Here is a 23249-nt window from a genome sequence, read left to right as displayed (position 1 = left end):
TGTCAGTTCCAGAGTAGATGAGGAGAGCGGCAATGCGCAATGCAGCGCTGGTGCTGGGCATCGTGGCCGGGCTGATTGGGATGGTGGTTGGGTTTGCGGGCTATGGCTATACCGCCGCCGTGGCGTATTTTGGTGAGGTCGACGGGATTGCCCGGCAGGTCGAGAATGTTGATCAGCTGCGGCTCTTGGCGGTGATCTCGCCCATTCTGGCGCTGGCGGGCGGCGCGATGGCAATCTCCCGCGCGCTGTGGGGCGGGGTGCTGCTGCTTGCGTCGGCGGCAGGGCTATATGCCGGGTTCGGCTTGAACGTCTTTACCATCTTCCCGATCTCACTGGCGCTTCTGGGCGGGTTGCTGGCCTTGGCGGCGGGCAAACCGGATGAGCCGAAGGCGCATTTCTGACCCGAGGTGACTAACGGTCATGAAAAAAGGCGCCGCTGCGGATGCAGGGCGCCTTTTGTGTTTGAGAGCTCAGCAGGTCAGGCGGCGGCAGGTGCCGTGGCGCGCCGCGCCAGCGCATCCAGCGACAGCGGGCCTGCGCCCTTGAACACCAGAACCAGCAGTAGGAATGTCCACATAACCCGCTGATCCACCAGACCGATGGCATTGTCAAAAAGACTGCCCAGCTTGACGCCATGGCCGGTCACATCGACGATGGTCTGCACCCAGATGAAGCCAATAGTGCCAAGGGCGGCAAGCCGGGTGAGCAGCCCGACCAGGATCAGTGCAGGCAGGACATATTCTGCCACTGTCCCGGCAAAGATCACCAGCCGCTGAAAGATATTGAGCTGGGAGACATCATAGAGCACTGCCTCAGCCGCATGGGGGAAGATCTGGCCGAAGGCCCCGGCGGAGGGCGAGAAGATCGACCCGTCCGTCTTCAGCCCGGCGGAGTTCCAGTAGTAAACCAACAGGACCGCCGCAAAAACCAGCCGCGCCAGGGTTGGGACGAGGAACGCCGACAATCTGTCGGCCCTGCCGGTGAGAGAGGTGTAGGAGGAAACAAGCGCGTGCATCGGTTATCCTTTGCGATCTAGGTCAATGATTGCACCGCCTTGCAGCAACAGGGCGAGCGGGTGTGAGAGGTCGAAATCCGGGTGGTCGGCCTGCACCTCGGTCAGGGCCTCTTCCAATGTGGCACCGGAGGTGAGGGCGGTGATCCAGTCCGCGCCACCCGGAGGTAGCTCCTGAATGATGGGGTCGAATTCGGGCCGGGTGATCAGCACATCCTGCGCCATATGCCGGGGTTTTGGCGCGTTCTCTTCGGTGTTGAAGCGCCAGATGTCATAGACCGGCCAGGGCGAGCGCAGCAGGGCAACGGCGGGGGCCAGCGTCAGTCGGGTCGCCATCAGCGCCTCCGGGGGCAGGGCTGCCAGACGCGCCGGGGCAACCGCTGTGGCGTCGCCTGCGTGATACGCCCGGCGCAGGGCGAGGTCGAGCCGCGCCGCATCGGGCAGATAGCCGAGGTGTTTCAGCTGCTCCATCCCGGCGAGAAACGCGGGAAATTCAGCGCCATAGTGCATCATCAGCGGCGAGGAGGGCGGATGGGCGCGCAGGTACATGCCCGCCAGCCCGTCGAGGTTCTGCTCACCCAGCAGCTTCCCTATCAGGGGAAAGGCGCTTTGCATCGCCTCGGAAAGGGAGACCGCGATATTATTGCGATAGACGCTGAACCGCCGCCCGGCAGGCTGGCCGGTCGCATCCAGCAGTCCCTCGGGCACCGGCTGGCCCGCATCCATCATGGCGTGGGTGAATTCTGTCTGGCTTACAGTCATGCCGACACGCGCTCCAGCGCGGTTGCGGCGCGGGTGGCCTCAGCTGCCAACACAGGCCAGTCGGGCACATCGGTGTCCCATTCGACCAGCACAGGTTTGGGGCCGGATTTCGCCAGCGTATAATCCAGCAGCGCCCAGACCGGATCCACCACCTCAGCGCCGTGGCTGTCGATCAGCAGCGGCTTGCCGTGGTCGTCCTCATCCTCGTCATGGCCGCCAAGGTGGATTTCACCGACCTGATCCAGAGCAAAGGCGTCGATATAACCCTGAGGCGAAAAATCGAGATTGGTGGCGGAGACAAAGACATTGTTCACATCCAGCAGCAGCCCGCAGCCGGTGCGGCGGGTGATCTCGGTCAGAAACTCCGGCTCGGACCAGCTGCTCTCGGCAAAAGCGAGGTAGCTGGAGGGGTTTTCCAGCAGCATCCGGCGGCCGATGGTGTCCTGCACCTGATTGATATGATCGCAGACCCGCGCCAGCGTGGCATCTGTATAGGGCAGCGGCAGCAGATCGTTGTAAAAATGGCTGTCATGGGTGGACCAGGCGAGATGCTCAGAAAAACTGGCGGGATTGAGCCAGCCGACCAGATGTTTCAGCCGTGCCAGATGATTGGCATCCAGTGCCCCCTCGCCGCCGATGGAGAGGCCGACGCCATGGACGGAGATGGCAAACTGTTCGCTGAGGTGGCGCAGCTGCGCGATCGGGCGGCCACCGTCGCCCATGTAGTTTTCGGCGTGGATTTCCAGCCATTTCACCGGGCCTGCATCGGCGAGGATATCGGCAAAATGCTGCGGCTTGTAGCCAACACCTGTGGCAGCAGGCAGGAAAGGGGCGGCGTCCAGCATGGCAGGTCCTCTGATCCGGTTACAGAAAGGGCGGGAGACTACCCCCGCCCTCGGCCTTAAGCCTTTGCTTATGCAGGCAGGTCACGCTCCAGCGGCTCCAGCGAGCCCTTGCGGTCGCCGCCATCCGCCATTGCAGGCAGGTCCATGCCTTCACAGCTGCCTGCGTCCACCAGGGTCCAGGCGTTGCCTTGATAGTCAACGGTGGAGGTGCCGGCGCAGGTGGTGCCGGGACCGGCGGCGCAGTCATTCTGACCGGCGAGGGAGACGCCATAGCATTTCTCTTTGGACTGGGCGGCAGCCGGGGTGACCATGGCAGAGGTCAGCGCGGCAGCAACGGCACCAGCGACGGCGAGGGATTTTGCAGTGTTGGACATCGGTGTCTTCCTTCTTTGGAACTTGGTTGCGAGGGTGGTGTTACAAGTCAGACATTAGCTCAGGCCGAGAAGTCTTTGAATTCACGAGCCTGTGTCTCACGCGGGCGTCAGCAGCTGTGAGCGGGTATGACATACCAGAAGCTGCATAACCCTTAAAACATGCGCAAAAAGAAACCGGCCCCGCAAGTGGGGGCCGGTAAATCGGTAAAGATCAGCAAAAGACCGCAGAAATGTTACAGAAGATCCGGCGGAGTTGCCTCAACCGCCAATGCTTTTGTTACAGCGTCCAGCGCTTCGACCTTGGTCTGCTTCTCGCCAAGACGCCGGACGGAAACGGTGCGCTCCTCGACTTCGCGGTGGCCCACGGCCAGAATGACAGGCACCTTGCCCACCGAATGCTCGCGGACCTTGTAGTTGATCTTCTCGTTGCGGATGTCGGCCTCGGCCCGCACACCGGCGGCGCGCAGGGTCTCAACCACTTCGTTCACATAGTCATCTGCATCCGATGTGATGGAGGCGACAACCACCTGACGCGGGGCCAGCCAGAACGGCAGCTTGCCTGCGTGTTCTTCGATCAGGATGCCGATGAAGCGTTCAAAACTGCCCAGCGTGGCGCGGTGCAGCATGAACGGGCGATGCTTGCTGCCGTCCTGACCGATGAAATTCGCATCCAGCCGTTCCGGCAGGTTAGGATCTACCTGCAGGGTGCCGCACTGCCAGTTCCGGCCGATGGCGTCGGTCAGGGTGAATTCCAGCTTGGGACCGTAAAAGGCACCTTCGCCCTCCAGCAGCTCATACTCATAGCCCGCCGCCTTGCAGGCATCACCAAGGGCCTTCTCGACCAGATCCCAGCTCTCATCACTGCCGATCCGTTTTTCCGGGCGGGTCGAGAGCTTGATGGTCCAATCGTGGAAACCGAGATCAGCATAGACTTTGGACAGGAAGGCGATGAATTTTGCAGTTTCCGACTCGATCTGATCCTCGGAGCAGAAGATATGGCCATCGTCCTGCGTAAATCCGCGCACCCGCATGATGCCATGCAGCGCGCCCGAGGGTTCATAGCGCGCACAGGAGCCAAACTCGGCCATGCGCAGCGGCAGATCGCGGTAGGATTTGAGGCCCTGATTGAACACCTGCACGTGGCAGGGGCAGTTCATCGGCTTCAGCGCGTTCACGGCCTTTTCACGGGCGTGATCCTCGTCGACCTCAACGATGAACATGTTTTCCTGGTATTTGTCCCAGTGGCCGGAGGCTTCCCAAAGTTTGCGGTCCACCACCTGCGGGGTGTTGACCTCCACATAGCCGTCGCGGTCCTGCATGCGGCGCATGTAGTCCTGCAAGGTGGTATAGATTTTCCAGCCGTTGGGATGCCAGAAGATCTGGCCGGGAGCCTCTTCCTGCATGTGGAACAGGTTCATCTCGCGGCCAAGCTTGCGGTGATCGCGCTTGGCAGCCTCTTCCAGCATGTGAAGATGCGCTTTCAGCTTCTCCTTGCCGGTGAAGGCAACGCCATAGATCCGCTGCAGCATGGCGCGGTCGCTATCGCCGCGCCAATAGGCGCCTGCGATGGACATCAGCTTGAAGGCATCACCCGGCAACTGGCCAGTGTGCTGCAGGTGGGGGCCACGGCAAAGGTCCTGCCAGTCGCCATGCCAGTACATCCGCAGCGGCTCATCGCCGGGGATGCTCTCGATCAGCTCGACCTTATAGGGTTCATTGTTGTCGGTGTAGTGCTGGATCGCGCGGTCGCGCTCCCAGACCACGGTGCGGACGGCATCCCGTTTGTTGATGATCTCTTTCATCTTTTTTTCGATGGTGCCGAGATCTTCGGGGGTGAATGGCTCCGCGCGATCAAAGTCGTAGTACCAGCCGTTTTCAATCACCGGGCCGATGGTGACCTTGGTGTCGGGCCAGATCTCCTGCACCGCGCGCGCCATCACATGGGCCAGATCGTGACGGATCAGCTCATTGGCCTGCTCTTCGTCTTTCATTGTGTGGATGGCGATGGCGGCATCGGAATCGATGGGCCACTGCAGATCCCAATGCGCACCGTTCACGGTGGCGGAGATTGCCTTCTTGGCCAGCGAGGTCGAGATGGACGCGGCGACCTCGGCAGGGGTGACGCCTGCGTCATAGGATCGTGCATTGCCATCGGGGAAGGTGAGAGAGATTTGGGCCATAGATCGGCACTCCTCGTCGGTTTGGCGCCCACTGAACGCCCGGTTGCGGGTTATATGTGTTTTTCCCGTTTGGCAGGGGCGCGCGAGGCTGTCAAGCGGGCGAGGGGCCTGCCCCGCGCCCGCCACGGGATATTTTTGCCAGAAGATGCAAAAGCCAGATCAGGGGGCTGGATCACGGGTCGGACTTAGGGGGCGGGGACTGGCACGCCTTCGCGGATCAGGGCTGAGTAGTCTGGCGTGATGCCCTGGGCCTGCGCCTTGGCAGTGATACTGCCGCGCTTGCGCAGCTCCTCGGTGCTGTAGCCTGCAGCCAGTACCCCCTGATCATGGGCGTATTCGGGCAGGTAGCCATTGGCCAGCACCCGCCAGTCCAGCGGCACGTCCTCAACGATGGTGCGGATCATCGTCATGACCACGGTGGTGCAGTTTGAGGTGAGCGAGTTGTACCACTGCGGCTGTGCGGCCAGCCGGTTGGCGGCCTCGACATATTGCATCAGCAGCGCACGGGTCGTGTCCGGATCGGTATTGATGCGAAACAGCTGCACATCCTCGCCGCGGGCATTGGTGCGGGTGCCCACAACGTCGCGCTCATCGGCGGCGATCAGCACCAGCGTGTTGGTCTTGAACAGATCCGCGATGGGGGAGAAACCGCCGCCGACCTGACGCCGCACCTCAACCGACCAGGCAATATGTGCGCCATCCTCAAAGCCGAAGCTGACCACCATATGCGCCATTTCCGGCCCCGCCCAATAGGACATGAAGAGATCGACGCTGTTCAATTGACTGAGGTCATAGCTGCGGGTTTCCCAGCGGGGGGTGAATTCGGTTGGGGTGGTCCAGTCGAAATTGCGCACATCTGTCAGCGTCAGAATATCGCCGTCGCGGGTGCCAGTGACCTGCCGCGCAACATCGGGCGACCAATGCGCCTCGGCCGGTGGGGTCAGGCTGGACCACCACCAGATCAGCGCCGCAAGCGCGAGACAGAAGGTCGACAGCCCACGCAGCGCGCGGCCCCGGATCACCGCCCAGAGGGTTGCCAGACCGAGGCCCTCAAAGCCGGAGGCCGCAGCTGTACGCCAGAGGCTGTCGACGGGCAGCCGATACCACAGCGCCATGGCCCCCCAGAGGGTGGTCAAAAGGATCAGCAGGCAGAGGAGGCCGAGACAGAAAAGACGAAGGGCACGGGGCAAGGGCTGGCTCCTGATCGGGGCAAATAGGAATATCGCGCGGACCCTATGCAGGGCGGCGATGGGTCGCAAGGCTCTTGCGCCGGACAAAAGTCGCCAAACGCGAAGGCGTTGCCGCGCTGCATCTTGGCCAACCTGTGCTGACATCGCATAGGGCTTCGGTGAAACACGCCATTGCCGTGGCGCTGTTGCCGTGGCAGATCTGAGGGTATGTGATTTGGCATATTTTCAGCGCGGGGGAGACCATGGCCGCAACCCAATTTCTGGACACCGATACGGGCCGCCGCCTGGCCTATCATCTGACCCCCGCAAGCAGCGATGCAACGGCGCCCACGGTGGTGTTTCTGGGCGGACTGAAATCCGACATGGAAGGCACCAAGGCGATACATCTGGAAGCCTGGGCCAAGGCGCGGGGGCTAGGCTTTCTGCGGTTTGATTACTCCGGCCACGGCGAAAGCTCCGGCACGTTTGAAGAGGGCTGCATTGGCGATTGGCATCAGGACACGCTGGCGGCGGTTCAGGCGCTGACGAAGGGGCAAATTCTGCCGGTTGGATCCTCCATGGGTGGCTGGCAGGCGCTCTTGCTGGCGCGGACCCTGCCCGAACGGGTGGCCGGTCTGGTCACCATCGCCGCCGCGCCTGATTTTACCGAGGATGGCTATTGGGCCAATTTCACAGATACCCAGAAAGCGGAGCTGGAGACGCGCGGGCAGGTCGAACTGCCAAGCGACTATATGGAGCCTTATGTGATCACCAAACGCATGATCGAGGATGGGCGCAACCATCTGGTGTTGCGCGATCCGCTGGTGATGTCGATGCCGGTGCGCTGCCTGCAAGGCACCGCCGATACTGCCGTCAGCACGGAAACCGCGCTGCGGTTGCTGGATCATGCCAGCTGCGCCGATATGCGCCTGCAACTGGTCAAAGATGCCGATCACCGGTTTTCGGATCCCGCCTGTCTGGCCCTGATCGAAACGGCTGTTGCAGAGGTTCTGGGGCTATCTGGCGCGGATGGGATCAGCTAAGCTGGAAGGAGAGCGCCCTTCGCAGGGGGCATCCTAACGCGCACCACGAGTTATCGAAAATACGAGGCCTCCCTCATCAGGGACGCCACGGGCAGGAGAGGAACCGATGGAACAACGCATCAGCCTGATCACCCTTGGGGTGCCGGATATGGAGCAGGCCGCAGCCTTCTACGAGGCGCTTGGCTGGCAGCGGGCGGAGAGCCCCGATGGCGTCATTGCGTTTGACCTGATTTCGCAGACCTTGGGGCTGTATCCTCTGGCGGCGCTCGCTGAGGACATCGGCCTGCCGGTGGAAGACCTGGGCACCGGGGCGATGACCCTGAGCCACAACACCCGCAGTGCTGCGGATGTGGCCACGCTTCTGGCCAAGGCCGAGGCGGCGGGCGCGAGCGTCCTGCGCCCGGCAGGAGAGGTGTTCTGGGGGGGCACCATCGGCTATTTTCGCGCCCCTGACGGCCATATCTGGGAAATCGCGCATAACCCGTTCTCGCCGCTGTCTGACGCAGGCGCGTTTCGCTGGAACGGCTACGGGACCGAGGCAGGGGGATAGGCGCAGGTGGCAGATCAGCAGGGCGGAGCAGGGCAGACCGAAACGCGCGCAGGCGGGCAGGGCATTGCCCCCTTAGTGATGCTGCCGGGGCTGATGGGCACGGCAGAGGTCTTCGTGCCGCAGCTGCGGGCGCTCTCTGGTGTGATGCCAACCATGGTGGCGCCGCTGCTGGGGGGCGAGCGGATTGAGACCATCGCCGATCATCTGCTGACACAGCTGCCTGCGCGGTTTTCGCTGGCCGGGCTGTCGATGGGCGGCATCGTTGCGATGGAAATCCTGCGTCGCGCGCCGGAGCGGGTGAGCAGGCTTTGCCTGATATCGACCAGCCCCTTGCCCGATACGCCGACGCAGGCCGCTGAGTGGGAGCCGCTGATCATCGCAGCCCGCAGTGGTCGGCTGGAGGATGTTCTGCGCAGCTGCCTGCCGGTAGACTGTCTGGCGCCGTCGCCACAGCGGCTTGATATCCTCAACATGATCTACAAGCAGGGCTGCGCCCTTGGGTCAGAGCTGTTTGTGGCGCAGGCGCGGGCTTTGCAGCGGCGCACTGATCAGCAGGCGGCGCTGCGCCGTTTCAAAGGGCCGACGCTGATCCTCTGCGGTGCGCAGGACCGGCTGACCCCGCTGAAACGTCATGAATTCATGGCTGCCCTGATGCCAAACGCCCGGCTACGTGTAGTTGAGGGGGCAGGCCATCTGCCAACGCTGGAGCAACCGGATCAGGTGACCGGCGCCATGGCCGAGTGGTTGGCGGAGGTCACTCCCCGTCAGGACGAAAGGTCAGACCCGGTGCCGGATATCGCAATCGCCGCAGCGGGCGAGGCGCAGTCCTCAGCGCCACCACTGCCGCCATTGACGCTGACCAACCCACTAAAGACCAGCTAAATCAGTAGATTGTAAGAGGTCTAGCGGAGCAGGGCTGCGCGCTCTTTTTTGCTGATCACCTCTGGCTTTGATACCGGTTCGCCGCTCTCGATGTCGAAAAAGGGGGTTTCTCTCCAACGGCCCGACAGCCGTGCCGAAATCATCCGGCTAAGCAGAGAGGTGACCATGCGAAATGCGCCTTCGGTGCGCGGTTGTTTGCCCGGTTTCTGTACAAATGCCCGCGCGCGCACCTTGCCAAGGGCATTCTTATCGACAAACCGATCTGAACGTATTCCGGCAAAGGGCAGCGTGGGTTTCGCCAGCGTATTGGCCATTGGTGTGCCGCAGCAGCCTGCGTACCAGCGAAACAACCCCTTCGGGCTGAGCCGCATGAGCCGCAGCAGATCCTCACCTTGATGAAATGTTAGCCCGTCGGGATTGACTTGAAACAGATCGACCGGGCCGGGGGCCGGGTCAGGCTGGTTGTGATAGATCTCATTGGCGCGGCAATCGGCGCAGAAACAGACGATGCGGGTGCCTGCCTTGCGCGCGTCTTGGGACAGCTCGCCACGGATTTTGCCGCAGTCACATGCAAATATCAGCGGGTCAGCCATCGCCAGTAAATCCTCGGTTGGGGCGCAACGCCCGTTTATGAGTGGTTGCGCCCGACCTTAACCGATCAGGCGTTGGCCTTGGCGCGTTTTGCAGCCGGTGTCTTTGTCTTGCGGGCGTTGGCGTTCATGAATTCAATCACCAGCGGGCGGATGTTATCGCGCCAGCTGCGTCCGGCAAAGATGCCATAATGTCCCGCACCCGGTTCCACATGGCTGGCCTTCTTCGCCTCCGGCAGACCGGTACAGAGATCCAGCGCCGCGATGCACTGGCCGGGGGCGGAGATGTCATCATTGGCACCTTCGACGGTCTTGACCGCCACATTGGTAATCTTGCCAATATCCACTTTGTGTCCGGCCACAATAAATTCATTGCGCGCGATTTCGCCCCCTTTGAAGACACGCTCCACGGTGGAAAGATAGAACTCTGCCGTCATGTCCATCACCGCGAGATATTCATCATAGAACCGGTTATGGGCATCGTGATCCGATGCCTCGCCCCGGCTGACCCGCTGGATCTGGTCCATGAACGCCTTGGAATGGCGCTCGCCGTTCATCGACATGAAGGAGCTGAGCTGCAACAGGCCCGGATAAACCTTGCGGCCCACACCCTTATACTTGAAGCCGACGCGCTGGATCATAGTCTCTTCCAGTTGGCCCATGGTGACCCGGCGGCCAAAATCGGTGACATCTGTGGGTGTCGCATCGGGATCCACCGGCCCGCCGATCAACGTCAGCGAGCAGGGCTGCGCCTCCGGGTCCTGTTCCGCCAGATAGGCGGTGGCGGCCAATGTCAGCGGGGCTGGTTGACAGACCGCAATCACATGGGTGTCGGGGCCCATCTCACGCATGAAATCAACGAGGTAGAGCGTATAATCTTCGATATCGAATTTGCCTGCGGACACCGGAATATCGCGCGCATTATGCCAGTCGGTGACATAGACCTCGCAATTTTCGATCAGGCTCTTGACGGTGGAGCGCAGCAGGGTTGCGTAGTGCCCGGACATCGGGGCGACCAGCAGGACCTTGCGTGGTTGTTCGGCGCGGCCTGCCACGCGGAAGTGGATCAGATCGCCAAAGGGGCGTTCCACCACCGTGTCGATCTCCACCACGTGATCGCGGCCATCAGCACAGGTCTGGGTGTAGATGCCCCAGTCCGGCTTGGTCACCATACGCTGATAACTGCGTTCTGTGACCTCGCCCCAGGCGGCCATCCAGCTAAGGGCTGGATTGGGGATTGCGGCAAGGGCGGGGTTTGACGCCATAGATAGGGCCGTTGCGCCAAGCCACTGGTTGGTGTTGCGCATGGTTTCCATCAGATCGTACGACATCATGTAACGCATGTTATATCTCCATTGCGTTGACCGCCCAGATCCGATCTGAATCCACGTGCGGTTGTGTCACAACCCATCGGATGTTTCACGACTTTGTCGTATGATGGGCGGACAGTATTCTGCATAGCAGAAAGATTACGGGGGATTTGTTAAGATGACAACAAGCGACAGTACGGATCCGGCAGTATCGCCGGAACATATTGAACGAATTAAAAAAAACATGGAGCAGGTTGAGCAACTTTCAAAACGCCTGATGGATGTCCTTGCTCAGAAAAAATCTCACCCCACATCTCTGGATGGTCCGAATCAGGAGCTTTTTGCACGCGCAGCAACAGCCTATTGGTCCGAGATGGCCAAGAATCCGGCCAAGCTGCTCGAAAATCAGGTGTCGTATTGGGGACAGGCGGTGGTCAATTTCGCCGAAGCTCAGACGCTTTTTGCAAAATCCCTCGAAGGCGAGGGTCCCAAAGTTATGGATGAACCCAAACCCGCTGATCGGCGGTTTGGCAATCCTATGTGGCAATCCAACCCGTATTTTCACTACATCAAGCAGCAATATCTGACCAACGCCGAAACGATCCGCAACGCCGTGGCCGAGGTTGAGGATCTGGACGAACTCGACAAACGTCGGCTTGGCTATTTTGCCGATCAGATTGTACAGATGATGGCCCCCACCAATTTTCTGGCGACGAACCCCGACGCGCTGGAAAAAGCGGTGGAAACGGAAGGCCAGTCGCTGATCAATGGGCTGGAGAATCTGGTTGCCGATCTGGAGGCCAACGACGGCGAATTGGTGGTGCGGCTTGCGGATGAGAGCGCCTTTGAAATTGGCCGCAATATCGCTACCACACCCGGTGAAGTTGTGTTCCGCAACGAGATGATGGAGCTGATCCAATATCGCCCCACCACGGAAACCGTGCATGAGATCCCCATCGTGCTGTTCCCGCCTTGGATCAACAAATTCTATATCCTCGACCTCAAGGCACAGAATAGCCTGATCAAATGGGTGACCGAACAGGGCTATACATTGTTTGTGGTGTCCTGGCTCAACCCCGGCCCGGAGCAGGCCGAACTGGGGCTGGAAGATTACGTCGACAAAGGCTTCCTGACTGCGATTGAAGCCGCCAAGTCGATCTGCAAGGTCAAACAGGTCAATGCTGTCGGCTACTGCATCGCGGGCACCACCCTATGCCTGACGCTGTCGCTTCTGAAACAGCGGGGCGATACCTCGGTCAAATCGGCGACGTTTTTTACGGCGCTGACGGATTTCTCCGATCAGGGGGAATTCACGCCCTTCCTGCAAAATGATTTCATCGATGGAATCGAGGAGGAGATCACCAACAACGGTCTGCTGCGGTCCTATATCATGGCGCGGACGTTTTCCTTCCTGCGTTCCAACGATCTGGTCTACGGGCCTGCGATCCGCAGCTATATGATGGGGGAGACGCCACCCGCCTTTGACCTGCTATACTGGAACGGCGACGGGGCAAACCTGCCGGGCAGAATGGCGATGCAATATCTGCGCGGCCTGTGCCAACGCAATGAATTTGTGCGTGACGGGTTTGAGCTGATGGGCCACACGCTGCATGTGCGCGATGTGACCGTGCCGGTGATGGCAATCACCTGCGAGACTGACCATATCGCCCGCTGGAAAGACTGCTATCGCGGCGTGCAGCAGATGGGGTCGCGGTCCAAGACCTTTGTCGTGGCGCAGTCTGGTCATATCGCGGGCATCGTCAACCCGCCGAGCCGCAACAAATACGGCCATTACACCAATACCGATCTCAAGGGCGATGCCGATGCCTGGATGGAGGCGGCCAGCTTTCACGAAGGTTCCTGGTGGCCACGTTGGGAGGGATGGCTTTCCAAACGATCTGGCAAGCAGGTCGAGGCCCGTGATCCGGGCGATTCGCAGCATTCACCGCTGACACCTGCGCCGGGCGACTATGTGCGGGTCAAGGCAAGCCGTCAGGCAACCTCCTGATTTCGCGCGATTTCGCAAATTATTCTGCATTGCAGCAAGAAAAATCTTGAAATGCTGCAATGCAGAAACAATATTGATGTCATGCGAAGGCGGCAGAACGATCTGGCCGCGTAACCAAGAGGAACCAGTACAATGGCTAAGACCCAAGATTTTACCGCGATGATGAAAGACATGATGGGTGCGTTCCCGGTTGACACAACCGCGATGGAAGATGCGTTCAAGACCACCGCAGCCCTGAACGAAAAACTGTCCAGCGTTGCTCTGCAGGCTGCCGAAAAATCTGCCGAGATTTCCAACAGCTGGGCCAAAGAAACCCTGAACAAGCTGGGTGGCGTGTCCAAAGCACAGACCGAGCCTGCTGACTATGCAAAAGCGGCAACCGATTTCGCTTCTGCGTCCGCAGAAGTCGCAGCTGAAAACATGGCAGCCTTTGCTGAAGTTGCTAAAAAGGTCCAGATGGACACGGTTGAGCTGCTGATGTCGGCTGGCAAAGACATGTCCGAAGAGGCGTCCGCCGCTGTGAAAAAGGCCACCGATGACGTGACCACTGCTGCGAAAAAAGCCGCAGCGAAGTAAGCGCTGAGTGTGTGTGTAAAGAGGTTTCGCACTCCTCCCCATGAGATCTCTTTGCACTGAAGAGGGGCAGGTCACCGGACCTGCCCCTTTTTCGTTTGGGCGGCGCATTCCCAAAGGGTCAACGCGTTGATATTGAATCCGGCGATCATTTGTTGCGCCACCAGGCGTAACGCTTCCCTTTTGTTCTGCACTCGCATAGGCTTTGCTGCAACGCATCATGTCTGGGGAGAAGCGACATGCCGGATAAGGATAAGCCCTTGTTGATCAAACGATATGCCAGCCGGCGGCTTTATAATACTGAGACCAGCGACTACGTCACGCTGGAGGATATCGCCGGGTTTATCCGCGAAGGCCGGGAGGTCCAGATCGTTGATCTGAAATCCGGCGACGACCTCACGCGTCAGTATCTTCTGCAGATCATCGCTGAACACGAAAGCCGGGGCGAAAACATTCTGCCGGTCAATGTGCTTAACGATCTGGTGCGCAGCTATATGGTGCCCGGTGGTGGTGTGATGCCGCAGTTCCTGCAAAGCTCGTTCGAGATGCTGCGCGAAAACCAAAGCAAGATGGTCGAGAATATGAGCGCGATGAATCCAATGGCACAGATGCCGGGGTTTGAGGCGATGAAAGCCCAGCAGGAAGCGTTCCTGAAGGCGATGACGGGCGGGTTTTCTGGCACTTGGCCACAGGGCAGCAGCACTGAAGAGGCTGGCGGAAGCGGCGATGGTGATGGGCTGGACGACATCAAGCGCCAGTTGGCTGAACTACAGGACAAGCTGTCCAAACTAAAGTGATCCGAGCGACACCCCCAGAGCCGCCCCGCGACCAAAGTCGCAGGGGTCGCTCTTGTGTTTTTGTTCCCGCTTGTTGCGCACTGGCGCTAGACTATCCCCGTCTGGTCACGACCCGCCCTGTTTGTGGTCGGCTTCGTCCTGCGATGGATCATGACGCGGCATTCGCCCCCCAACCCAGAGGTTTCTTATGTCTACGTCCGGTTTGCAGCGCTTTGATAATATTCCTGAAACGGCGCTCGATTGGCACCGGGCGGGGAAGGAGACCTGCCAGAAAAACGGCCGGGGCGCGGCACTTGCTACAGTGGTGGAGACTTGGGGATCTGCCCCGCGTCGCACCGGTTCCCAACTGGTGGTCGCCAGTGATGGTCGGATCGAAGGCTCCGTCTCAGGCGGCTGTGTCGAGGGCGCGGTGATTCTTGCGGCGCAGGAGGCGATTGCTTCAGGCCGTCATCAGCTCCTTGAATTTGGCGTCAGCGATGAGGATGCCTTTGCCGTGGGGCTTGCCTGTGGCGGCACCATCCGCATTCTGGTTGAACCCATCGGCGGCACGTTGGCCGAGGGCACGCTGGCTGATCTGGTCACCGCCCGCGCCGAACGCCGCGCGGTGGCCTATGTTGTCGATCTCGACAGTGGCGCGGGACATCTGGACGCGGATGGCTACACTGATCGCAAGCGCATGGACCAATCAGGGGTCGAGGTGGATGGCAAGACTTTTGTTGCGGTCCATAATCCGCCCCTGCGGCTGATCGTGGTGGGCGCGGTGCATATCGCGCAGGCGCTGGTGCCGATGGCGCGCATTGCGGGCTATGACCCCGTGATTATCGACCCGCGCGCGGCCTTTGCCTCCGCCGACCGCTTTCCGGGAGAGACACTGACGGAGGATTGGCCGGATGAGGCGATGGCGCAGCTTGCGCCCGATGCACGTACCGCCGTTGTGCTGCTCACCCATGATCCGAAGATTGACGACCCCGCGCTGGAGGTCGCCCTGCGCTCGGAGTGTTTTTACATCGGTGCGTTGGGATCAACCCGCACTCATGCCAAACGGGTCGCGCGGATGCAGGAGGCCGGATTTGACGCAGCCGCTATTGATCGCATCAACGGCCCCATCGGCCTGGATATCGGTGCCGCTGGGCCGGCTGAAATCGCTGTGTCCATCATTGCCGAGATGACGGCCACCCTGCGCGGGCGCAGCCTATGATCTTTGGCGCGCTGCCCCTGAATGAGGCGTCAGGCTGTTATCTGGCGCATTCCCTGCAGGGCGCGGAGCATCGTATCGCCAAGGGCACCAGGCTGGCGGCGCAGGATCTGGCCGATCTTGCCGCCGCTGGCCATCGACAACTGACCGTGGCGCAGCTGGAACCGGGCGATATCCACGAGGACCGTGCCGCAGAGATGCTGGCAGAGGCGCTGCTGCCCGACGCCGCAGCCTTGGGTCTGCGGATCTCCGGTGCCGGGGCAGGGCGGGTCAACCTTTATGCGCTTGGCCCCGGTCTGATCCGGGTCGATGCTGAACGGATCAATGCGCTGAATGCGGTCGATCCGATGATCACGCTGGCGACCGTGCCCGATTATCACCGCGCAGATGCGGGGGGGATGGTGGCCACGGCCAAGATCATCTCCTACGCGGTGGAGGACAGCGCGCTTGCAGCCGCCACCCGTGATGTGGCCGGGGCGATCCGCCTCATCTCGCCACAGCTGCGCCGCGCCACCCTGATCGAAACCCGCACCAGCGCGGAGACCCCGCCAGACAAGGGGCGCGCGGCGATGATCGGACGGCTCGACCGGTTCGGCATGTCGATGGCCCCCCGGCAGGTAGTGCCGCACCGCGAGGCAGAGCTGGCGACGGCCCTGCAAACGGTTGGCGCTGACAGCGATCTGATCCTGGTCCTCACCGGGTCTGCCACCTCGGACCCGGTGGATGTGGCACCCGCCGCCGTGCGTGCCGCGGGCGGAGAGGTCACGCGCTTTGGCATGCCGGTGGATCCGGGCAACCTGCTGTTCCTCGGCCATCTAGCGGGGCGTCCGGTGCTGGGCCTGCCGGGCTGTGCGCGCTCGCCCGCCTTGAATGGCGCCGATTGGGTGCTGGAACGGCTGGTCTGCGGGATCGATGTCAGCAGTGCCGATATCGCCGCCATGGGTGTTGGCGGTTTGCTGAAAGAAATCCCCACACGCCCCCGCCCACGCCGCAGCGACGTCTGAGCGGGCCTTGGCGGTTCCCTGCGACTTTAGTCGTGACGCTGCGATTAATGCTTCGCGCCAGCAACCTCCCCGTGCTTAACTTCGTTCAGCGAGTTTATGCGAGCCAAGGGAGGAGTTGATGGTGAAAGTCACAATGACCGTAAACGGTCGGACTGCCAGCGGAGAGGTCGAGGGGCGCACGCTGCTGTCCGGTTTCCTGCGAGAGGAACTGGGGCTGACCGGCACCCATATCGGTTGCGACACCAGCCAATGCGGCGCTTGCGTCGTCCATGTGGATGGTAAGGCGGTGAAAGCCTGCACCATGCTGGCGGCAGAGGCTGACGGCGCAGATGTTGCCACGATCGAGGGGCAGGCCGCCCCAGATGGCACGTTGAACACGATCCAGCAGGCATTTCAGGACCACCACGGGTTGCAATGCGGGTTTTGCACGCCGGGCATGGTGATGTCCGCCGCCGCGCTGTTGAAGGACAACCCAAAACCCAGCGAACAGGAAATCCGCGAATACCTTGAGGGCAACCTGTGCCGCTGCACCGGCTACCACAATATCGTCAAGGCGATCATGGCGGCCTCGGGTCAGGATGTTTCTGTCCTCGCCGCGGAATAACGCGCGACAGGATGCGGGCGATGCAAAGAGGCATCTGACCGCAGCAACCCAGCAGATTTCGCAACAGGCCGCCACAAGACGCGGCCGGGCATCGGACAGATCCCGCAAGGGGCATCCGGCGACAGACAGAACCAAAGCATGACCAAGAGGTCTGCCCCGCGCAGACCGTCCAGGGAGGAGATTTGGACAATGCCAAAGGATAGCGGCATCGGCGCCAGCCCAAAACGGCGCGAAGACGTGAGGTTCCTGACCGGAACCGGCAATTACACAGATGACATCAATATGCGTGGCCAAGCCTATGTGCATTTCCTGCGCTCGGATGTGGCCCATGGTCGACTGACCTCGGTTGATACCTCTGACGCAGCCGCCATGACCGGTGTGGTGCGGATCTTTACCGGCGCTGATTTTGAAGGCGTCGGCGGGCTGCCCTGCGGCTGGCAGGTGACCGACCGTCATGGCGAGGTGATGCAGGAACCGGCTCACCCGGTTCTGGCTCAGGGTAAGGTGCGCCATGTCGGCGATCCCATCGCTGCCATTGTCGCCGAAACGGCCGAGCAGGCGCGCGATGCCGCAGAGGCCATCGCGGTCGAGATCGAGGACCTGCCTGCCGTCATCAATATGAAAGAAGCGATCAAGGATGGCGCCACAAAGGTGCATGACGATCTGACTTCAAACCTCTGTTATGACTGGGGATTTGTCGAGGAAAACCGCGATGCTGTGGACAAGGCCATCAAGGAGGCGGCCCATGTCACCACGCTGGAGCTGGTCAACAACCGTCTGGTTGCCAACCCGATGGAGCCGCGCGTGGCGGTTGGAGATTTCAACCGCGCCACCGGCGACAGCACGCTTTATACCACCTCGCAAAACCCGCATGTGATCCGTCTCCTGATGGGCGCCTTTGTACTGGGCATCCCCGAGCATAAACTGCGCGTTGTGGCCCCGGATGTGGGCGGGGGGTTTGGCTCCAAGATCTTCCACTACGCCGAAGAGGCGTTCTGCACCTTTGCCGCCAAGGCCCTGAACCGGGCGGTCAAATGGACCTCCTCGCGGTCGGAGGCGTTTATGTCTGACGCCCATGGCCGCGATCACGTGACCAAGATTGAGCTGGCGCTGGACGCGGACAACACCTTCACCGCGCTGCGCACCGAAACCTATGCCAATATGGGCGCGTATCTGTCGACCTTTGCGCCCTCGGTTCCAACCTGGCTGCATGGCACGCTGATGGCCGGCAATTACAAGACGCCACTGATCTACGTGAACGTGAAGGCTGTGTTCACCAATACCGTTGCCGTTGATGCCTATCGTGGCGCTGGTCGACCGGAGGCGACCTATCAGCTGGAGCGCGTCATTGATAAGGCCGCGCGCGAGCTGGGCGTGGACCCGATTGCACTGCGTCGCCAGAACTTCATCACTGAATTCCCCTATGCCACGCCGGTGGCGGTGGAATATGACACCGGGGATTATGTGGCGACGATGGACAAGCTGGAGGAGATCGCTGATCTCGCCGGCTTTGATTCGCGCCGTGCTGCCAGCAAGGTCAAAGGCAAGCTGCGGGGGCTTGGCGTCAACTGCTATATCGAGGCCTGCGGCATCGCGCCCTCCAACCTCGTTGGGCAGCTGGGCGCCCGCGCGGGCCTGTATGAAAGTGCGACAGTGCGGGTGAATGCCACCGGCGGCATTGTGGTCATGACCGGCAGCCACAGCCATGGGCAGGGGCATGAGACGTCGTTCCCGCAGGTGATCGCCGATATGATCGGCATCCCCGAGGATATGGTTGAGATCGAACATGGCGACACCGATAAGGCGCCGATGGGCATGGGCACCTATGGCTCGCGCTCGCTGGCGGTGGGTGGCTCTGCCATGGTGCGCGCGACCGAGAAGATCATCGCCAAGGCCAAGAAAATCGCGGCCCATATCCTGGAGGCCTCGGACGCCGATATCGAGCTGAAGGACGGTCAGTTCACTGTTGCCGGCACAGATAAATCGCTGGCCTGGGGCGATGTGACCCTCGCAGCCTATGTGCCGCATAACTATCCGCTGGAGGATATCGAACCGGGGCTGGAGGAAACAGCGTTCTATGATCCGGCGAACTTCACCTATCCCTCGGGTGCCTATGCCTGCGAGGTGGAGGTTGATCCTGACACCGGAAAAGTCACCATCGAGCGCTTTGCCGCGGCGGATGACTTTGGCAATATCGTCAATCCGATGATCGTCGACGGCCAGGTCCATGGCGGCATTGGCCAGGGCATCGGTCAGGCGCTGTTGGAGGGGTGCGTCTATGACGATGACGGGCAGCTACTGTCGGCGTCCTTCATGGATTACGCCATGCCGCGCGCCGATGATCTGCCATTCTACACCGTCGATCATTCCTGCCAGACGCCCTGCACGCATAACCCATTGGGCGTGAAGGGCTGCGGTGAGGCGGGCGCCATTGGCACCCCGCCTGCGGTGGTCAATGCCGTGGTAGACGCGCTGCAATCGGCGGGCAAGGATGTCACCCATATCGACATGCCGCTGAGCCCCGCGCGGGTTTGGGCGGCGATGAATGGCTAAGGGTTCATGGGGGCGCTGCCCCCATACCCCCGGAGTATTTTCGGAAAGATGACAGCCGGCCAGCCGGTTTTCGGAAAGGATACGACATGTATGAATTCGAGTTCGAGAAACCCTCGACCATCGCCGATGCGGTTAAAGCATTGGGCGAAGAGGACGCCCAGGCGCTTGGTGGGGGGCAGACCCTGATCCCGACGTTGAAGCAGCGCCTGGCGATGCCCAGCACATTGGTGAGCCTCAGCGGTATTGCAGAAATGCGCGGCGTCTGCCCGGATGGCGACGGGCTGGCCATCGGCGGCGCCACCACCCACGGCGAGGTCGAAGCGGCCACCGCAGGGAGTTACCCCGCCTTGTCGGCGCTGGCAGGGCAGATCGGCGATCCGGCGGTGCGCAACCGCGGCACCATTGGCGGCTCGCTTGCCAATAACGACCCGTCTGCCTGTTATCCGGCGGCAGCACTCGCCAGTGGGGCCACCATCGTGACCAACACCCGCGAGATTGAGGCGGATGATTATTTTCAGGGGCTGTTCACCACCGCGCTGGACGAGGGGGAGATCGTCACATCGGTCCGTATGCCGATCCCTGCGGCGGCGCATTACGAGAAATTTGTCCAGCCGGCCTCGCGCTTTGCCCTTGTTGGGGTGTTTGTGGCGCGCTTTGCTGACGCTGTGCGTGTGGCGGTCACCGGCGCCTCGGAAGAAGGCGTGTTCCGCTGGAGCGCGGCAGAGGCGGCGCTATCGGCGAATTTCTCCCCCGATGCGATTGATGGGCTGAGTGTGGATCCGGAGGGGATGATCGGCGATCTGCATGGCAGCAAGGCCTACCGGGCGCATCTGGTTGGGGTCATCACCAAGCGGGCCGTTGCTGCCGCAGGATAATCCGCCTGCACCGGCAAAGGAAACACATGCAAAAAGCACCGGCCCTGACCTGTTGTCGGGGCCGGTGTCGTTTTTTATCCGAGGTTCGGAACCGGATGCGCGGCTCAGGCCCGCAGGTAACCTGACATTGTGTCCAGCAGCGTTTGGGTGCGTCCCGATAGGTTGCGGATTTCTGAGGCGATCACCGCAAACCCCTTGCCCTGATCGCCAATGCGCGCCGCCTCGATCGAGGCATTGAAGGCAATCAACTGAATGTGGCGACCAACCGTACCTGCGTTTTCAATTGCCTCGCGCATGCCATCATCGCGGGCGCTGTCGCGGGACTTTTGCGTGTCGAACATATTCTTTGTCATGTCGATCAAAAAGGCTGAGACATCCGGCTCAACCTTATAGAGCGCCTGTGCGGTTAGTGAGGGCATGCCGCGGACGCGTTTCAGCAGATCGGTATCGGCGCGGGTGTCCAGAACCTCGGCAAAAGGGGCCAGGGCGTCGATGGATTTCTGACGTTGTGCGCTCAGCGCCTCGGGAAGCTCGTGCTCGCTTTCGGCCAAGAGCTTGTCCAGGCCGGTGTTCAGCATCTCATAGGCGGCAGTGATCCGGCGCACAGATTGCTCCAGCAGGTCCTGCTTTGTGTCCGGTGCATGCTGGGTGTCTTCGCTGGCCAGAACCACCAGCGCCAGAGAGGCGGCGCGGCAGGGGGCGATGGCCATGAAGGCGCTATTTTGTACGTCGCTGAGAGGCTTCAAAGGAGGCTCCATATGTGCATTGGTTTTTGTCGGAGGCGACCGATCTCCTTTCAGGAGCTAAGCGTCGGGGGTAAAGAAAACGTGACGATGGGATGCATCAATTGCAAACGACGCCAGAATTCACGACCAGATGACGCGGGACATGAAAAAACCCCGCTCCAGGTGGGGCGGGGTTCAAACATACGGGTCTGTCGCTGCGGGTTATTTCTGCGGCAGGGGACCGATCAGCATGATCATCTGGCGGCCTTCCATCTTGGGCATGTTTTCGACCTTGCCCATTTCTTTGGTATCTTCGGCCACACGCAGCAGCAGGTCACGGCCCAGGTTCTGGTGGGCCATCTCGCGGCCACGGAACCGCAGGGTGATCTTTACCTTGTCGCCGTTTTCCAGGAATTTGTACACGTTGCGCATTTTGACTTCGTAGTCATGGGTGTCCGTATTGGGACGGAACTTCACCTCTTTGACTTCGATAATCTTCTGCTTCTTGCGTGCTTCGCTTTCCCGCTTTTGCTGTTCATATTTGAACTTGCCGTAATCCATGATTTTGCACACGGGCGGGGTGGCGTTGGGGGAGATCTCGACCAGATCGAGACCGGCCTCTTCTGCCATCTGCATCGCCTTGGCGGGGTGAACAACCCCGGCATTTTCTCCCTCAGCGCCAATCAGGCGAATCTCAGGAGCACGGATTTTTTCGTTGATGCGCGGGCCGGTGTCGCGTTGCGGCGGCGCGTTATGGGGTCTGCGGGCTATGACGTCTATCCTTCTGTCACTGCGGAAAAGTGCCCGGAAACTAACGGTACCGGGCATTCGATTCAAGTCAATTGCGGGTATGACCGCGCATATCGCGGTTTTCAAGGTTTCTTTGCACCATGGACTGTCAGCAAAGGGTTAATTTCGACGTGCGCTGATGTCAGCGAGCGGGGGCGGGTCAGACTGGCAGGGTTTGGCCGATGCTGACAATCGCGGTTTATTCCCCTTGTAGTTTCAGGCCCCTAGGCCCAAGTGCTAGCACATAAGCCCCGCGACATTGGGGCAGTTGGAGAGATTAAGGAGATCTATCATGAAACCGATCGTCATTGGCCTGGGTGTGGGAGCCGTCGCATTGGGCGGATATTTCTACGTGTCCTCCATGGAGACCAGCCCCCCCGCGCCAGAAGCCATCATCGTGACCCCCGAGGCAGACACAGCCGCCGAGGAAACCAGTGACACCGCCGCCGAGATGGCCGCCGAAGTCGAGAGCGATATCGCAACTGCCGCCGAAGAGGCCGAAAGCGCCATCGAAAGCTCAGTTAATGCTGCTGCTGATGCAGTTAGCGGTGCCGCCGCCGCCGTTGCCGAGACAACTGAGGAAACCGTGAACGAGATCGCTGAAGGGGTCACCGACAGCGCCAACCAGGCACAGGACAGTGCCGCCGTTGCCGTTGAGGGCGCAACCGAGGGCGCCGCTGCGCTGACCGAGGAGGCGGCTGCTACGGCAAACGCCGCAGGTGATGCGGCCAGTGACACTGCTGCTGCTGTGGGCGAGGCTGCTGAAGGCGTGGCCAATGACGCGGCGGAGACCGCAGGCGATGCAGCCACCGCCGTAGCCGAGACCGCAGAGGCGGCAACCGACGGCGTGGCGGATGCCGCAGCCGATGTCGCCACGGCTGTTGAAGGGGGCACTGATGCTGCGCAGGACGCGTTGCTGACGCCCGAAGGGTTCAATTATGACAAGGTGGTCACTATGATCGAGGAGTCCTCGATCGAAGCCACCCAGAAGGCGCTGCTGATCACCACCCTGGATCAGGCCCGCGACAACCCGGCTCTGCTTGAAACGGTCCTGAAGCGCATCAAAGAGGCGCTGCCACAGTAAGCCGGTTCTAATATCGTCAGACTGACATAGGCCCCTGCCACATGCTGGCGGGGGCTTTTCTTATGGGGCTAGGGTCCTATGGTGCCCATAGTGAAAGAGGAGATATCTGGCAGCTCGCAGCAGATCCACCCATTATGCCAAGTGTGCCCGCCGCAGTGCGGCGCAACCGGCTGACAGGTCAGATAGATGATACACGATTGATTGATAGGCGTTGTCGTCTCTTCACACATCACGTGCAGCCCGTCATTTGATAGTTATGCAGAATGGCGGAGAGAGACCTGGCGACACAAAGCATGGCAGGGGTCCAAAAACGCGGATCCTGACG

The 23249-nt window shown here is 60.9% G+C and carries 24 protein-coding genes; 14 read left to right on the top strand and 10 right to left on the bottom strand.

The genetic code is table 11. The features are described from left to right. The first annotated feature begins 32 nt into the window (after window positions 1-32). Complete coding sequence (locus tag PhaeoP97_RS09060) at window positions 33-401, top strand: hypothetical protein (RefSeq protein WP_072504806.1); 369 nt, start codon at window positions 33-35, stop codon at window positions 399-401. A gap of 77 nt (window positions 402-478) precedes the next feature. On the opposite strand, the gene PhaeoP97_RS09055 is transcribed toward PhaeoP97_RS09060, so the two are convergent. The 6 genes from PhaeoP97_RS09055 to PhaeoP97_RS09030 all read right to left on the bottom strand — a co-directional run bounded on the left by PhaeoP97_RS09055 (window position 479) and on the right by PhaeoP97_RS09030 (window position 6363). Then, entirely contained in the window at window positions 479-1015 is a 537-nt protein-coding gene (locus PhaeoP97_RS09055; RefSeq protein WP_072504805.1) for a DoxX family protein, read from the bottom strand. Window positions 1016-1018: 3 nt separating this feature from the next. After that, window positions 1019-1774: an HvfC/BufC N-terminal domain-containing protein gene (locus tag PhaeoP97_RS09050; RefSeq protein ID WP_072504804.1), complete on the bottom strand. Its 756-nt coding sequence runs from the start codon at window positions 1772-1774 to the stop codon at window positions 1019-1021. Continuing rightward, window positions 1771-2619 (bottom strand): MNIO family bufferin maturase, encoded by an 849-nt coding sequence (bufB, locus tag PhaeoP97_RS09045; protein WP_072504803.1) that lies wholly within the window; start codon window positions 2617-2619, stop codon window positions 1771-1773. The genes PhaeoP97_RS09050 and bufB overlap by 4 nt, the downstream gene beginning before the upstream one ends. Window positions 2620-2687: 68 nt before the next feature. Next, window positions 2688-2993 (bottom strand): BufA1 family periplasmic bufferin-type metallophore, encoded by a 306-nt coding sequence (locus PhaeoP97_RS09040; protein ID WP_014880417.1) that lies wholly within the window; start codon window positions 2991-2993, stop codon window positions 2688-2690. A 233-nt stretch (window positions 2994-3226) separates the two neighbouring features. Further along, entirely contained in the window at window positions 3227-5173 is a 1947-nt protein-coding gene (gene thrS / locus PhaeoP97_RS09035) for a threonine--tRNA ligase (RefSeq protein ID WP_072504802.1), read from the bottom strand. Between the two features lie 185 nt (window positions 5174-5358). Continuing rightward, entirely contained in the window at window positions 5359-6363 is a 1005-nt protein-coding gene (locus tag PhaeoP97_RS09030; protein ID WP_072504801.1) for an Lnb N-terminal periplasmic domain-containing protein, read from the bottom strand. A gap of 74 nt (window positions 6364-6437) precedes the next feature. Here PhaeoP97_RS09030 and PhaeoP97_RS20800 point away from each other — a divergent pair, with 74 nt between their 5' ends. From PhaeoP97_RS20800 to PhaeoP97_RS09015, 4 genes are all read left to right on the top strand, one after another. Then, the gene (locus PhaeoP97_RS20800) at window positions 6438-6566 is read left to right on the top strand and encodes a hypothetical protein (protein ID WP_257786522.1); all 129 of its coding nucleotides are present in this window, start codon (window positions 6438-6440) and stop codon (window positions 6564-6566) included. 39 nt (window positions 6567-6605) lie between these two features. Continuing rightward, the gene (locus PhaeoP97_RS09025) at window positions 6606-7385 is read left to right on the top strand and encodes an alpha/beta hydrolase (protein WP_072504800.1); all 780 of its coding nucleotides are present in this window, start codon (window positions 6606-6608) and stop codon (window positions 7383-7385) included. A 106-nt stretch (window positions 7386-7491) separates the two neighbouring features. Further along, window positions 7492-7935 carry a VOC family protein gene (locus PhaeoP97_RS09020; RefSeq protein ID WP_072504799.1) on the top strand — a complete coding sequence of 148 codons (444 nt, stop codon included), beginning with the start codon at window positions 7492-7494 and terminating at the stop codon, window positions 7933-7935. Window positions 7936-7941: 6 nt separating this feature from the next. Continuing rightward, a complete protein-coding gene (locus tag PhaeoP97_RS09015) occupies window positions 7942-8817 on the top strand; it encodes an alpha/beta fold hydrolase (protein WP_072504798.1) in 876 nt (291 codons plus the stop codon). A gap of 20 nt (window positions 8818-8837) precedes the next feature. Here the strand turns inward: PhaeoP97_RS09015 and PhaeoP97_RS09010 are convergent, their stop codons facing one another. Beyond that, window positions 8838-9410, bottom strand: coding sequence for a DUF6151 family protein (locus PhaeoP97_RS09010; RefSeq protein ID WP_072504797.1), 573 nt, complete (start codon window positions 9408-9410; stop codon window positions 8838-8840). 65 nt (window positions 9411-9475) lie between these two features. Continuing rightward, window positions 9476-10750 carry a polyhydroxyalkanoate depolymerase gene (gene phaZ, locus PhaeoP97_RS09005; RefSeq protein WP_072504796.1) on the bottom strand — a complete coding sequence of 425 codons (1275 nt, stop codon included), beginning with the start codon at window positions 10748-10750 and terminating at the stop codon, window positions 9476-9478. Window positions 10751-10895: 145 nt separating this feature from the next. Here phaZ and phaC point away from each other — a divergent pair, with 145 nt between their 5' ends. From phaC to PhaeoP97_RS08965, 8 genes are all read left to right on the top strand, one after another. Then, entirely contained in the window at window positions 10896-12725 is a 1830-nt protein-coding gene (gene phaC, locus PhaeoP97_RS09000; protein ID WP_072504795.1) for a class I poly(R)-hydroxyalkanoic acid synthase, read from the top strand. Between the two features lie 132 nt (window positions 12726-12857). Next, complete coding sequence (locus PhaeoP97_RS08995; protein ID WP_072504794.1) at window positions 12858-13301, top strand: phasin, PhaP; 444 nt, start codon at window positions 12858-12860, stop codon at window positions 13299-13301. A gap of 236 nt (window positions 13302-13537) precedes the next feature. Continuing rightward, window positions 13538-14095, top strand: a complete 558-nt coding sequence (phaR, locus tag PhaeoP97_RS08990) for a polyhydroxyalkanoate synthesis repressor PhaR (RefSeq protein WP_072504793.1) — start codon at window positions 13538-13540, stop codon at window positions 14093-14095. Window positions 14096-14282: 187 nt separating this feature from the next. Further along, the gene (locus PhaeoP97_RS08985; RefSeq protein ID WP_072504792.1) at window positions 14283-15293 is read left to right on the top strand and encodes an XdhC family protein; all 1011 of its coding nucleotides are present in this window, start codon (window positions 14283-14285) and stop codon (window positions 15291-15293) included. After that, window positions 15290-16294, top strand: coding sequence for a molybdopterin-binding protein (locus tag PhaeoP97_RS08980; RefSeq protein ID WP_072504791.1), 1005 nt, complete (start codon window positions 15290-15292; stop codon window positions 16292-16294). Before PhaeoP97_RS08985 ends, PhaeoP97_RS08980 begins: the two co-directional genes overlap by 4 nt. 118 nt (window positions 16295-16412) lie before the next feature. Continuing rightward, on the top strand, window positions 16413-16898 hold the full coding sequence (locus PhaeoP97_RS08975; RefSeq protein ID WP_027247004.1) for a (2Fe-2S)-binding protein: 486 nt from the start codon (window positions 16413-16415) through the stop codon (window positions 16896-16898). 189 nt (window positions 16899-17087) lie between these two features. After that, entirely contained in the window at window positions 17088-19451 is a 2364-nt protein-coding gene (locus PhaeoP97_RS08970; RefSeq protein ID WP_072504790.1) for a xanthine dehydrogenase family protein molybdopterin-binding subunit, read from the top strand. Between the two features lie 86 nt (window positions 19452-19537). Beyond that, window positions 19538-20326, top strand: a complete 789-nt coding sequence (locus tag PhaeoP97_RS08965; RefSeq protein WP_072504789.1) for an FAD binding domain-containing protein — start codon at window positions 19538-19540, stop codon at window positions 20324-20326. A gap of 104 nt (window positions 20327-20430) precedes the next feature. Here the strand turns inward: PhaeoP97_RS08965 and PhaeoP97_RS20835 are convergent, their stop codons facing one another. Further along, the gene (locus tag PhaeoP97_RS20835) at window positions 20431-21072 is read right to left on the bottom strand and encodes a methyl-accepting chemotaxis protein (RefSeq protein WP_269466227.1); all 642 of its coding nucleotides are present in this window, start codon (window positions 21070-21072) and stop codon (window positions 20431-20433) included. 201 nt (window positions 21073-21273) lie between these two features. After that, window positions 21274-21879: a translation initiation factor IF-3 gene (gene infC / locus PhaeoP97_RS08955; RefSeq protein WP_072504787.1), complete on the bottom strand. Its 606-nt coding sequence runs from the start codon at window positions 21877-21879 to the stop codon at window positions 21274-21276. A 253-nt stretch (window positions 21880-22132) separates the two neighbouring features. On the opposite strand from infC, the gene PhaeoP97_RS08950 reads away from it, so the two are divergent. After that, window positions 22133-22924, top strand: coding sequence for a hypothetical protein (locus tag PhaeoP97_RS08950; protein WP_072504786.1), 792 nt, complete (start codon window positions 22133-22135; stop codon window positions 22922-22924). Window positions 22925-23249 lie beyond the last annotated feature (325 nt).

The organism is Phaeobacter porticola (assembly GCF_001888185.1).
In the GTDB taxonomy this organism is placed as follows: Bacteria; Pseudomonadota; Alphaproteobacteria; order Rhodobacterales; family Rhodobacteraceae; genus Phaeobacter; species Phaeobacter porticola.
This window is presented reverse-complemented; position numbering and strand designations above follow the sequence as displayed.

Coding starts and splice junctions, on each gene's coding strand:
- bufB (WP_072504803.1), bottom strand. CDS start 2,619: ATGCTGGACGCCGCCCCTTTCCTGCCTGCTGCCACAGGTGTTGGCTAC.
- PhaeoP97_RS09010 (WP_072504797.1), bottom strand. CDS start 9,410: ATGGCTGACCCGCTGATATTTGCATGTGACTGCGGCAAAATCCGTGGC.
- PhaeoP97_RS08985 (WP_072504792.1), top strand. CDS start 14,283: ATGTCTACGTCCGGTTTGCAGCGCTTTGATAATATTCCTGAAACGGCG.
- phaC (WP_072504795.1), top strand. CDS start 10,896: ATGACAACAAGCGACAGTACGGATCCGGCAGTATCGCCGGAACATATT.
- PhaeoP97_RS09025 (WP_072504800.1), top strand. CDS start 6,606: ATGGCCGCAACCCAATTTCTGGACACCGATACGGGCCGCCGCCTGGCC.
- PhaeoP97_RS08970 (WP_072504790.1), top strand. CDS start 17,088: ATGCCAAAGGATAGCGGCATCGGCGCCAGCCCAAAACGGCGCGAAGAC.
- thrS (WP_072504802.1), bottom strand. CDS start 5,173: ATGGCCCAAATCTCTCTCACCTTCCCCGATGGCAATGCACGATCCTAT.
- phaR (WP_072504793.1), top strand. CDS start 13,538: ATGCCGGATAAGGATAAGCCCTTGTTGATCAAACGATATGCCAGCCGG.
- PhaeoP97_RS09055 (WP_072504805.1), bottom strand. CDS start 1,015: ATGCACGCGCTTGTTTCCTCCTACACCTCTCTCACCGGCAGGGCCGAC.
- PhaeoP97_RS09050 (WP_072504804.1), bottom strand. CDS start 1,774: ATGACTGTAAGCCAGACAGAATTCACCCACGCCATGATGGATGCGGGC.
- PhaeoP97_RS08975 (WP_027247004.1), top strand. CDS start 16,413: ATGGTGAAAGTCACAATGACCGTAAACGGTCGGACTGCCAGCGGAGAG.
- PhaeoP97_RS08995 (WP_072504794.1), top strand. CDS start 12,858: ATGGCTAAGACCCAAGATTTTACCGCGATGATGAAAGACATGATGGGT.
- PhaeoP97_RS09020 (WP_072504799.1), top strand. CDS start 7,492: ATGGAACAACGCATCAGCCTGATCACCCTTGGGGTGCCGGATATGGAG.
- PhaeoP97_RS09060 (WP_072504806.1), top strand. CDS start 33: ATGCGCAATGCAGCGCTGGTGCTGGGCATCGTGGCCGGGCTGATTGGG.
- phaZ (WP_072504796.1), bottom strand. CDS start 10,750: ATGCGTTACATGATGTCGTACGATCTGATGGAAACCATGCGCAACACC.
- PhaeoP97_RS08950 (WP_072504786.1), top strand. CDS start 22,133: ATGAAACCGATCGTCATTGGCCTGGGTGTGGGAGCCGTCGCATTGGGC.
- PhaeoP97_RS09040 (WP_014880417.1), bottom strand. CDS start 2,993: ATGTCCAACACTGCAAAATCCCTCGCCGTCGCTGGTGCCGTTGCTGCC.
- PhaeoP97_RS08965 (WP_072504789.1), top strand. CDS start 19,538: ATGTATGAATTCGAGTTCGAGAAACCCTCGACCATCGCCGATGCGGTT.
- infC (WP_072504787.1), bottom strand. CDS start 21,879: ATGCCCGGTACCGTTAGTTTCCGGGCACTTTTCCGCAGTGACAGAAGG.
- PhaeoP97_RS08980 (WP_072504791.1), top strand. CDS start 15,290: ATGATCTTTGGCGCGCTGCCCCTGAATGAGGCGTCAGGCTGTTATCTG.